Raw genomic sequence first — 12,592 nt, forward strand, 5'->3', positions numbered from 1 at the left:
TGGCACTGGCCGAGCGGGTGTGGCACTGGCCAGCGGGGCGCCCTCTGGGCCCGGCCAGTGCCGGGCCGCGAGTCGACAAGGGCCACGCCGTGGGCCCCAGGCCAGGCTGGTCTACGCCACCAAGCGCGGCCTACGCTGGGCTGAACGGTGATCGCCGTTGAGGTATTCGCACAAACTCAATTTGGCGGGCGGGAAATCTGCTCGCTTCGTACCCTTTTCTCTGTCACACTTGGGGGGAATTGCCGGGTAATAGTGTGGGAGATTAGCCAATGCCACCCACGGCGACCGATTCACACGAGACGCGACGCCTGCTGGAACGTGCCGCCGCCGGCGATCGAGAGGCCTTTGATCGGCTGTTCGAGCTGCATCGCAAATCGCTCAAGCGGCTAGTCGCGCTGCGGATGGATGCCCGGCTGCGGACCCGGCTCGATCCGTCCGATGTGGTTCAGGAGACGCACATGGTTGCCTTTCGCCGGTTCGCCGACTATTTGAAACGCCGGCCGATGCCGTTCCGGCTCTGGCTCCGCAAAACGGCCCAGCAGCAAGTCTGCGACGCCCAGCGCACTCACATCGAGCGCCACCGCCGCAGCCTCCTTCGCGAGGAGGCCGGGCTGAGCCGGTCGTCGCGATTGATCGCCCGCGGGCTGCTCTCCGCCCGTTCCTCTCCGTCGGAGAAGCTCCAGCGCCGCGAGTCGGAGCGGCGCGTGGCGAGCGCCGTGGCCGAATTGAGCGACGCGGACCGCGAGATTGTCGTGATGCGCAACGTGGAAGGATTGACGTTCGAGGAGATTGCGCCGGTGCTGGAGATGCAGCCCCCCGCCGTCCGCCAGCGCTACGGCCGCGCGCTCATCAAGCTGCGGGCGAAACTCAAAGATCAGGCGTAATCGATTATGAAGACTCTTGCCAATAACCGTGCATCCGACACGGCCGATCTGTTGGCCAAGGTGGCCGATGAGTTCTTGAAGGCGAAGGATCGCGGGCAGGAACCGAACGTCGAAGAGTATGCCGAGCGCTATCCGGAGATCGCTCCGATCCTCCGCGATATTCTTCCGGCGCTGACGCTGATGAACCCGTCTCTGTCGCACGGCGATTCGCTGCCGCCTGACACGGAGAATCTCTCCAGCCGAACTCTGGGGGATTTCCGGATCGAGCGGGAAATCGGCCGGGGCGGGATGGGCGTGGTCTACCAGGCCGAGCAAATCTCGCTCGGCCGCACGGTGGCGCTCAAGGTTCTCCCCTTCGCGGCGATGCTCGATCCGCGGCAACTGACCCGGTTCCGAAACGAAGCCCGAGCCGCCGCCGCGCTGCACCATAACAACATCGTCCCGGTCTTTTCAGTCGGCTGCGAGCGCGGCGTGCATTTCTACGCGATGCAGTATATCGAGGGCGAAAGCCTGGCCAGCCTGATCGCCAATCTTCGCCGGGCGGAGGGAAGGCCGGAAGTGGAACAAAAAGCCGCCGCCGGCTCCGCGCCACTCCCTCTCCCTCTGGGAGTGGGCCGGGGTGAGGGTGATGCGATTCCGATTGCCGCCCCCTCACCCCCGACACCTCTCCCGCAAAGGGGAGAGGGAAGAATGCGCTCGCCCCTCACCCCTCGCCCCTCTCCCCTTCCCGCTTCGACCACACTCCCCGAAGCCCAAGCCCTCCTCTCAACAGCCCGATCCACCTCCGGCCGCGCCTACTTCCGCAACGCGGCCGAGTTGGGCATCCAAGCGGCCGAGGCGCTCGACTACGCGCACGAGCAAGGCGTGGTCCATCGCGACATCAAGCCGGCCAATCTGATCCTGGACGAAACCGGCCGGCTCTGGATCACCGATTTCGGCCTGGCCCGGATGGAAAACGACGCCGGCATGACGATGACCGGCGACCTCGTCGGCACCCTGCGCTACATGAGCCCGGAACAAGCCCTGGCCAAGCGCGTCGTGGTCGATCATCGGACCGACATCTACTCGCTCGGCGTGACGCTCTACGAGCTGCTCACACTCCGCCCCGTATTCGACGGCGAAGACCGCCAGCACCTGCTCAAGCAAATCGCCTTCGAAGAGCCAGCCGCCCTGCGTAAAGTCAACCGCCAAATCCCGGTCGAGCTGGAAACGATCGTCTTCAAAGCAATCCGCAAGAACCCCGAGGAGCGCTACGCCACGGCCCACGATCTTGCCGAAGATTTGCGCAGCTTCCTCGCCAACAAGCCGATCAAAGCCAAACCGCCCGGTCGTCGCGAGCGGCTGACAAAATGGTCTCGCCGGCATCCAGCCCTCCTCTTATCGGCCGCAGTCATCGCTGCGGTCATCGCGGTGGGATCGAGCGTCGCGTTGGTGCTCATCAACGGCGCCAAGAACGATGCGATCGTGGCCCGGGAAAAGTCACTCAACGCGGAAGCGCGGGCTAACGTCAGTGAGCAACACGCACAGGCAGCCTTAGATTTTCTCTTGAGCACTCTCCGCAATCCCGACCCGTACCGCGATGGACGCACGATAACGATCGCTGAAGTCCTCGATCGATCATCGAAGAAGCTACAGGATAAATTCGCCGACGATCCCCTCACCAAAGCCAAATTGCTGGCGGCAATCGGACAATCTTACTCCGGCTTGGGTCTCTTCCGCGAGGCGATTCCGGTTAATGAACAAGCCCGCGACTTGGCAATGGCCGTATTAGGGCCTGAAGACCCGATAGTGCTCGCCAGGATGAACGAAGTAGCCGCCGCGTATTTCGAATCTGGGCGATATACCGAGTCGCTGCCGTTGTTCGAAGAGCTGGTCAAACTCAGTACGGCCAAAATCGGGCCGGAGCGCCACTGTACGCTCGAATGGATGGGCAATTTGGCCTTAAATTATCAACGCACCGGGCGGCTCGACGACGCAATTCGATTGATGGAAAAAACACTCAAAATCCAAACAGCCAAATTGGGCCCTGAGCATCCCGATACACTAGGGTCGATGAATAATCTAGGCAACGTCTTGAACGAAGTCGGACGGAGCGACGAGGCGATTCACCTGTTTGAAAAATTACTTGGAATCAGGAAAGCCAAACGGCTCCCGGAGGATTACGATTCGGCCGAAGCGATGCACAATCTAGGCAACGCTTTGAACGCCGTCGGACGGAGCGACGAGGCGGTTCCCTGGCTCGACGAATCGCTTAAGTTCATGAGAAGCAAATTTGGGCCGGACGACGCCAGGACACTCATAGTAATGAATACCCTGGCCATATGTTACTACCAGACTGGACGAGTGGATAATGCGCTGAAGTTGTTCGAAGAAGTCCTCAAACGCTCGGAAGCCAAACTCGGACCAGTTCGTAGCGATTTCGGACGGCTCGATTACATTAATAATCTGGCGAACGTCTATTTAGATGTGGGGAAGTTCGACGAGGCCATTAGGATGTATCAAGAATTGCTCAACATCACAAAAGCCAAACTTGGGGCTGAGAACCGCCTGACGCTCGGAAAAATGTCGGCCCTAACCGACGCGTACCTGGAAGCCGACCGGCCGGTCGAGGCGGAACCGCTCGCCCGTGAGTGTTTGAGAAGCCTCGAAAAACAATATCCTGACGACTGGCACACGTTTTCCGCTCGGACATCGCTCGGGAGCGTGCTGCTACTCCAAGCGAGATACACCGACGCCGAGCCGCTGTTGGTTTCGGGCTACAAGGGAATGCAAGATCGCATAGCCGGAATCCGCGTAACGGAAAGGTCATGTCTGCGCGAACCGCTCCGGCGTCTGGCCCAATTCTACGAAGCCACGAACCAGCCGGAAAAAGCGGCGGCCTGGAAGGCAAAGCTGGCCGAGTTTTACAAGGCCAATCCTACCGTATTCAAGAAGGGTATCCCGCCAACCAAGAAGGCTGATTCAGAAACAGATCCGAACCCGTCGTCACCGACGACAAGCAAACGCGGCAAATAAAACCGCCTTTCATCCACAGATGGCGCCGATCGGCACAGATTTGCGATCGTTGTGCGAACCCTCTATATCTGTGTTCGTCAGTGTAATCTGTGGAAAAGGACTTGTACTTAGACAAGAGCGGCCGGTGAGGACCCGCTGCGAAATGAGAACCCTCACCGGCCCGTGCATTCCCCGGTGGTCGCGGTGCGCGCCAGGGGCCTGCCGTTTTCATTGTACTGCACAAGATTCCGCGACAATATCACACCCGTCATCGCAAAGGATCAGCACCGGTTCGACATAAGTTCTAACCCACTCGACTACTTGGCGATCAAATCGGTCCTGAAACCGGCCGTCGCCAAAAAGACCATGAAAACAAACACCACATTCAAGCCGGGGCCGCTGTCGCGCGCCCTCTTCCCTCTCCTTCTTGGTGCGACTGCGATCTGGGTCATGCCCGCAACCACTCGCGCGGAGGTTCTGGTAAGTCTGTTCAGCGAGAACCGGATCGCCGCCTTTGACGAAACCACTGGAAGCTATCTCGGCGACTTCGTCACCAAGGGCAGCGGCGGGATAAGTGCGCCGGCCGGCTTGGTTTTTGGTCCCGACGGCAACCTCTACGTTGCCAGCGACGGCAGCAACAGCATCCTCCGCTACAACGGTTCGACTGGCGCGTTTATCGACGCCTTTGTGCCGTCAGGCAGTGGAGGTTTGGCGCGGCCGAATGCCCTGGAGTTCGGCCCGGATGGCAATCTCTACGTCAGCAGCAGCGTCGCGGGCGGAGGCATATACCGCTTCGACCGCACGACTGGGGCGTTCCTCGGAGTCTTTGTAAGCGGTGGCAGCGGAGGTCTCCAAGGCCCGAATGCCATGACGTTTGGGCCGGACCAAAACCTCTATGTCGGGAGTGCGCCGGACAACAGCGTCCTGCGGTACAACGGCACGACCGGGGCATTTATTAACGCCTTCGTCCCTAACGGCGTCGGCGGCCTGAAGGCGCCCTACTACGGGCTGACCTTTGACGGCCTCGGCCACATGCTCGTCGGGGGCTTTGGGAGCAGCAATGTTGTGCGTTACGACGCACTGACCGGCACATTCGTCGACAGCATCAGCGGCGGCGGACTAAAGGGTACCGAAGCCGTCCAGGTCGGTCCGGACGGCGACCTCTACGTTGTGAGCCAGGGTACCCAGAGCGTTCTCCGCTACAACCTTTCGACAGGTGCGTTCCTCGACGCATTCGCGACCGGCATCGGCAATGGCGCCGTGGATATTCTCTTCACTTCCGAACGGGCTGGATGGACCGGCGTGAGCAGTACGTCCTGGTCCGACAGTGGAAACTGGTCCGGCCCGGTGCCTGGCGCGATCATCGACACGACGAACACCGACACCGCCATTTTCGATCGGAATTCGCCCAATTCGCCATTGACGGTCGACGCCGGCCGCAACATTCAGAACATCACCTTCGACACTGCGAGCGTCAATTCCCTGACCATTGGCACTGTGGGCAGCCCGTCCCTGCTGCTGACTGCTGGGGGCACGATTCAAACCACCTCCACCGTGGTCAACGCTGAAACGATCAACGCCCCGCTCGTGCTGGAAGGAGACTAGACCGTCACCAGCGGCGCCAGCAGCAGTTCCGCCACGCTCAGCGTTGGTGGGCGAATCACCCCGGCCACGACCAGCGGCGTCACGACGCTCACCCTTAACGGTGCCAACACTGGCGCGAACACGATTAGCGGCGCCTTGGCGGACAACGGTTCCGGACAACTGGCGGTCACGATGAGCGGCCCCGGCGTCTGGATTATCTCGGGTGCTAACGATTATTCTGGCGGCACCGTCGTCTTGGGCGGCACACTCAGGTTCGATATCACCTCCGGCTCAGCGACAATCGCGGCCGGCACCACCGCCACGGTCGCCCCAGGCGCTACGCTCGAACTGGCAGGCTCCGTTTCAGCTTTTGGTTCGGCTGGCGGCAATCGAACGCACGTCTTGAACAACAGCACTGCGTCTGGACTCCTCGTCTCCGGCACGAATCAAGTCGTCGGCGGAATCGACGGGGCCGGCAACACGCAGGTGAACGCGGGCAGCAGCTTAACGGCCGACCATATCGTACAAAACGCTTTGATAATCGGCGGCGCCGCCGGCAGCCCCGCGACAGTGACGATCGACGCCTCGGACGCCTCGGGCAATGCCCTGGATCAGTCGAGCGGACTGGCCTTGGCCGGCTCGCTCGCGCCGAATGATCCGTTTGCCGCGGGAATCGGTTCGCCAAACTGGCTCGTCGGCGCAGCGGATAGCGATTCAAGTTTCACTCTTCCCACTCTGGGCGGTTCCAACTCCGCCGTCGGCGTCGCGGCGGTGCCCGAGCCCTCAACCATCCTGCTATCCGCCTTCGCGCTGCTTGGCCTGCTCATCACCGACATTCGTCGGCGAACGAACGGATAGGCAGATTGAAATTCGCAGATTATTTCTCTCTAAATCTGTGCCAATCTTTGTAATCTGTGGATGAATACGTCCGAGGTTTCTTCGGTGCGATGCCCGATCCCCGCCGACTTCGGTTCGCAAGCGAACCGGCTAACGTCCGATCTCTGGCCTCCGACCTCTGTCCTCCGACCTCCGCCTTTTCGACATTCCCATTTTCTTTGTCACACCCGTGATTGATTTGCCGGGCTATAGAGTAGAGAATCAGCCAACGCGATCCCTGCAGATTGCATTCTCGGACCAAGACGTCTGAATTCAGGAGGTCGATGATGTTCCAAGCCAGCCGCAAACGCCGCCGCCGTTCCCATTCCGAGAACCGGCCGCGGCGAGGGGGACAGTCCCCTTTGGCTCCCGACCATCTTGCGATGGTGCCCGCTCCGCAAAAGGGGACAGTCCCCGGCGGTACTCGACGCTCCCGCCCGCGCCGGCTCAGCCTGGAAGCGCTCGAAGCGCGGCAGATGCTCTCGGCCAGCCCGACGCTCGTCACGACGGCCTCGTTTCAGAATAGCAGCACGGTGGTGGGCAGCGCAATCCCGGAAGATTCGGCCGCGTTGTCGGGGGGCGATCAGGCGAGCGGCGCGATCAATTTCACACTCACCGCGCCGGACAATAGCGTGGTGGACACCGAGACGATCTCGCCCAATGGCGATGCCACGTACAACACGTCGAATGTGAATGTGGCAACGCAGGTCGGCACTTACACCTGGGCGGTGAGTTTTGCCGGCGACAGCCTGAACAACCCGGCCAGCGACCAAGGCGGCCCGGCAGAACAACTCACGACCATCAAGGCCAGCGCGACGCTGGTCACGAGCGCCACCGTCTCCGCGGGCAATGTCGTGGGAAGCGCGATCCCGCAAGACTCGGCCGTCCTTTCGGGCGGATACCAGGAAACCGGTCCCCTCACATTCACATTGACCGCGCCGGACAACAGCGTGGTGGATACCGAGACCGTCACGCCCAACGGCGACGGCACGTACAACACGTCGAATGTCAACGTCGGAACGCAAGTCGGCACTTACACGTGGGCGGTCAGCTATGCAGGCGACGGGCTCAACCTTCCGGCCAACGATCAAGGGGGCACGGCCGAGCAGGTCGCGACAATCAAGTCCAGCCCGACGATCAGCACGTCGGCCAGCGAAACGGCCGGCGGCGTGGTCGGCAGCGCCGCGCTCGGCGATTCGGTCGCGGTCTCGGGCGGCGACAATCCGACCGGGACGGTCACATTCACATTGACGGCCCCGAACGGCGCGACCAGCCCGGCGGGCACAGTCACGATCGCGGGGGACGGCACGTATAACGCGCCGACGGTCGCGGCGACGCAAGTCGGCGTCTACACCTGGCACGCGAGCTACGGCGGAGATGGCCTGAACAATGGCGCCGTGGACAATGGCAGCAACGAATCGATCACGACCGTCGCAGCCAGTCCGACACTGGTAACAACGGCCTCGTTCGGGTCGGGCAGCGGCAGCGTCGTTGGCAGCGCGATCCCGGAAGATTCGGCCGTGCTGTCGGGCGGATATCAGGAAAACGGCCCGCTCACATTCACGTTGACCGCGCCGAACAACAGCGTTGTCGATACCCAGATCATCACGCCCAGCGGCGACGGGACTTACAACACGACGAATGTGAGTGCGGCGACGCAAGCCGGCATCTACACCTGGACTGTCAGCTATGCGGGGGACGGCTTGAACAACAGTCAGCACGATCAAGGAGGCGCGGCGGAAACAGTGACGACCGTCAAAGCCAGCCCGAAACTGGTCACCACGGCCTCGTTCAAGACCGGTAGCGGCACCGTGGTCGGCACGGCGATCCCCGAAGACTCGGCCGTGCTGTCCGGCGGATACCAGGAGAGCGGCCCGCTCACATTCACATTGACCGCGCCGAACAACAGCGCCGTCGACACCCAGACCATCACGCCCAGCGGCGATGGGACCTACAGCACAACTAACACGACCATCGCCACGCAAGCCGGCACCTACACCTGGACTGTTAGCTTTGCCGGCGATGGCTTGAACAACAGCACGCACGATCAGGGAGGCGCGGCCGAGCAGGTGACGACGGTCAAGGCCAGTCCGACGCTGGTTACGACCGCCTCGTTTGAGACGGGCAGCACCAGTGTGGTTGGCAGCGCGATCCCGGAAGACTCGGCATTGCTTTCCGGCGGATATCAGGAGAGCGGCCCGCTCACGTTCACATTGACCGCGCCCAACAGCAGCGTTGTCGACACGCAGACTATCACGCCCAGCGGCGATGGGACATACAACACATCCAACGCGACCATCGCCACGCAAGCCGGCACCTACACTTGGACGGTCAGCTTCGCCGGCGACGGCTTGAACAACAGCGCGCACGATCAGGGCGGCACGGCCGAGCAGGTCACGACCGTCAAGGCCAGCCCGACGATCGCTACCGTTGCCTCGGCAGGTGGAACGATCGGCAGCGCGAGCGTGTTTGACACGGCGACGTTGTCTGGGGGCTACAACGAGACGGGCAACATCGTCTTCACGCTCTACGACTCATCGAACACGGCGGTGTTCAGCAGCACGAAGCCGGCCGTCGGCAACGGCGCCGTCACCTCCGGGAGCTTCGCCCCGACGACGGCCGGAACCTACCATTGGTCGGCCACCTACGTCGGCGACGGCAACAACAATGGCCCAGTGAGCGACAATGGCAGCAACGAATCGGTGACGATGGGATGGGCCAATCCCCTGCCTGCCGGCACCTGGACGCCGCTAGGCCACGCGGCGCCGAGCGGCATCGGAACGATGGAACTGCTTACCGACGGCACCGTGATGGCCTTGTCGGGCGGCAATTACTATAAGCTGACTCCGGACGCGACCGGCAGCTACGTCAACGGGACGTGGTCGCAGTTGGCGAGTCCGAGCGTTCAACGTCTTTATGATGCCACAAATGTACTTCAGGACGGTCGCGTTCTTGTCTTGGGAGGTGAATACAGCGGCCCAAGTAACACCCTCGATACGACCAATACCGGGGAGATTTACAACCCGGTAACCAATATCTGGGCGAATATACCGAGTTTCCCGCTTAGCAATTTCGGCGACGATCCCAGCACACTGTTGCCGGACGGCCGAGTGCTGGCGGCATACCTTTCTGGACCGCAAACCTACATCTATAACCCGGCCACCAATAGTTGGTCGACCGGTCCGACGAAGCTCTTCAACGACGCGAGCGACGAGGAAACTTGGACCAAACTCGCCGATGGCAGCATCCTGTCGTACGACATTTGGGGCAATACCCAAGAGGCGCAGCGATTCGATCCGGCCACGATGGCATGGATCGACTCGGGGAGGGTTCCGGTGGCGCTTGACAATGGCGGCGAGATCGGCCCTGCCGTTCTTCTCCCCGATGGGCGAGTGTTCCAAATCGGCGGCACGAGCAACACGGCGCTTTACACGCCGTCGGCGACCCCCGGCGGCACGGGAAGCTGGGCGGCTGGCCCGGTCATTCCCGGCGGATTCGTCGCCAACGACGCTCCTGGAGCGATAATGGTCAACGGAGATGTTCTGTTTGCGGCCGGCAGTGGCAGTACGACCAAAATCTATGAATTCGATCCGACCGCCAATTCTCTCACGGACGTCACGCCGAGCACTCCCAACCTGTCGGGCACGGTGGCGTTCGTTAACCGCATGCTGGCCCTCCCCAGCGGGCAGGTCCTGTTCACGAGTAGCGGCAGCCAACTTTACGTCTACACGCCCAGCGGCTTACCCAGGGCGGCCTGGCAGCCGACGATCACGAGCGTTGTCCCCGCCGGAAACAATTACACATTGACCGGCACGCAACTGAACGGACTCTCCGCCGGCGCCAGCTACGGCGACGACGCCGAGATGGACACGAACTATCCGATCGTCGAACTGAACAATGGGGCTGGGCACGTCTACTTTGCCCGGACATTTAATTGGAGTAGCACGGGCGTGGCGACGGGCAGCACGCCTGTGAGCACGAGTTTCTCGCTCCCCGCCTCGATGCCGTACGGAACCTATTCGCTGACGGTGGTCGCTAACGGCATTTCCTCCAATCCGGTCCCATTCACCGGCGGCATCGTGGGTCCCAGCGCGGATCTGGCCATCACCAACAACGGGCCGAGCACGAGCACCGAGGGAACCAACGTCACCTATAGCCTCACCGTCACGAACAACGGCCCGACAACTGCCACCAATGTCGTCCTGACCGACACTTTGGGGACCAGCCTGACGTACGTCTCGGCAACCAAGAGCCAGGGGACATCGTCGCAATCTGGCAGCGTGGTCACCTTCTCCTTCGGTTCGATCAACGTCGGCCAGACCGTTACTGCCACGGTCACGGCCGAGTCGATCGACAGCGGCCATCTGACCAACACGGTTTCGGTGACGAGCAGTCTTTCCGATGCGAATCTGAATAACAACACCGCGGGCGCCATCACCGTCGTGACCGATCCGGCGATCGTGGTCTCCGCTCCCTTCGTCACCAGCAGCACGACCTTGACGAATCAGACAGTCGCGACGTTCACCCATGCCAGCGGTCTGGAGCCGGCCAGCACTTTCGTCGCGAGGATCAATTGGGGCGACGGCGCCACGTCCGCGGGCGTCATTTCGCTGTCGGGCACAACCTACTCCGTGACTGGTTCCCATACCTTTGTCCAAAGCGGCTCGCACACGATCATTACGACGGTTGTGGAAGTTCCGGCGGGCCCTTGGTCGCAAGTCGCCAATCTCGCTCCGGCCAGCGGCCTGGACACGATGGAATTGCTCAGCGACGGGACCGTGATGGTTTTCACGACGACCAGTGCCGTCTACAAGCTGACTCCCGATTCGACGGGCAGCTATGCCAACGGCACGTGGTCTCAATTGGCGAGCATGAGCACGGCACGCGTTTCAAACACCACGAATGTTCTTCCAAACGGCCGCGTCTTGGTCATCGGGGGTCAGAACACCAACACCGGGGAAACCTACGACCCAGTTGCAAATACTTGGTCGAGCATCGCGCCGTTGCCGGAAAGCACTTTGTACAACGTCCCCTCGGTCCTGTTGGCGAACGGCACGGTGCTGGTGGGCTCAAGAGTTGGCGCGCAAACTTACATTTACAACCCCGCCACAAATGTTTGGGCCGCGGGCCCAACCCGTCTCTTTAACGATCAGAGCTATGGCGAAAAATGGACCAAGCTCCCCGATGGCAGCCTCTTGTCCTACGATATCTGGAACAATGTGGGGGAGGCCCAGAGACTCGATCCTTCGACGATGACCTGGATCGATTCCGGAACTGTGCCCGTTTCGTTGGGAATCGAGGGCAAGGCAACCGGGCCTTCGATGCTGCTTCCGGACGGCCGCGTTTTCCTAATCGGTGGCATGGGGGCCGTCGATGGCAACAGCGACACGGCAATCTACACGCCCTCGACAACACCTGGCGGCACAGGAACCTGGGTCTCGGGTCCAGCCCTTCCCGATGGAGCGGGGGGCAGGCTCTCCTCGGCGGCATTTTTGCCCACCGGCCACGTTCTATTTGCCGTTGGTAATCTGCCGGTTCATCTCTTTGAATTCGATCCGACCGCCCCAATTGCCACTTCCCTGACCGAAGTGACTCCGACCATGCCCGATCTTTCCGGCCAGATGGCTTCCGTCACGCGGATGTTGGATCTTCCGAGCGGGCAGATCCTCTTTGAGGGCGCGCCGAATACGAGCGAGTTGGATCTCTATACGCCCAGCGGTTCGCCCCAGGCGGCATGGAAGCCGACGATCACGAGCGTCGTCGCCAGCGGCAATAACTACACCTTGACGGGCACGCAACTCAATGGCCTCTCGGCGGGCGCGAGCTACAGCCCAGCTTACGAGATGGACAGCAACTACCCTATCATTGAATTGAAGAGCGGGTCCGGCCTTGTCTATTTCGCGCGGACTTCCAATTGGAGCAGCACGGGCGTGGCCACGGGGAGCACGCCTGTGAGCACGAGTTTCTCGTTGCCCGCCTCGATGCCGAATGGATCCTATTCTCTGACGGTGATTGCCAACGGCATCGCCTCCAATCCGGTCCCATTCACCGGCGGCATCGTGGGTCCCAGCGCCGATCTGGCCGTCACCAACAACGGGCCGGGCACGAGCACGGAAGGAAATACTGTCACCTACAGTCTCACGGTCACGAATAATGGCCCATCGACGGCCACGAATGTCGTCTTGACCGACACCTTGAGCGCGAACTTGACGTACGTGTCTGCAACCAAGAGCCAGGGGACGGTATCGCATTCC

At 61.5% G+C, this 12,592-nt stretch carries 5 protein-coding genes; all 5 read left to right on the top strand.

The annotated features are described in order from the left end of the window. Positions 1 to 269: 269 nt before the first annotated feature. The gene (locus tag VGY55_06730) at positions 270 to 884 is read left to right on the top strand and encodes a sigma-70 family RNA polymerase sigma factor (GenBank protein HEV2969667.1); all 615 of its coding nucleotides are present in this window, start codon (positions 270 to 272) and stop codon (positions 882 to 884) included. A 6-nt stretch (positions 885 to 890) separates the two neighbouring features. Then, positions 891 to 3,899: a serine/threonine-protein kinase gene (locus tag VGY55_06735; GenBank protein ID HEV2969668.1), complete on the top strand. Its 3,009-nt coding sequence runs from the start codon at positions 891 to 893 to the stop codon at positions 3,897 to 3,899. A gap of 429 nt (positions 3,900 to 4,328) precedes the next feature. Further along, positions 4,329 to 5,483, top strand: a complete 1,155-nt coding sequence (locus VGY55_06740) for an SMP-30/gluconolactonase/LRE family protein (protein ID HEV2969669.1) — start codon at positions 4,329 to 4,331, stop codon at positions 5,481 to 5,483. A gap of 135 nt (positions 5,484 to 5,618) precedes the next feature. Beyond that, complete coding sequence (locus VGY55_06745) at positions 5,619 to 6,320, top strand: autotransporter-associated beta strand repeat-containing protein (protein ID HEV2969670.1); 702 nt, start codon at positions 5,619 to 5,621, stop codon at positions 6,318 to 6,320. Between the two features lie 305 nt (positions 6,321 to 6,625). Then, positions 6,626 to 12,592, top strand: a 5,967-nt coding sequence (locus tag VGY55_06750; GenBank protein HEV2969671.1) for a hypothetical protein, incomplete at its 3' end; no start/stop codon positions are given.

It is taken from the genome of Pirellulales bacterium (assembly GCA_035939775.1).
Classification (GTDB): domain Bacteria; phylum Planctomycetota; class Planctomycetia; order Pirellulales; family DATAWG01; genus DASZFO01.

Excerpts from the sequence above, each read along its gene's own strand:
- VGY55_06730 (HEV2969667.1), top strand. The coding sequence starts at position 270 with ATGCCACCCACGGCGACCGATTCACACGAGACGCGACGCCTGCTGGAA.
- VGY55_06735 (HEV2969668.1), top strand. The coding sequence starts at position 891 with ATGAAGACTCTTGCCAATAACCGTGCATCCGACACGGCCGATCTGTTG.
- VGY55_06740 (HEV2969669.1), top strand. The coding sequence starts at position 4,329 with ATGCCCGCAACCACTCGCGCGGAGGTTCTGGTAAGTCTGTTCAGCGAG.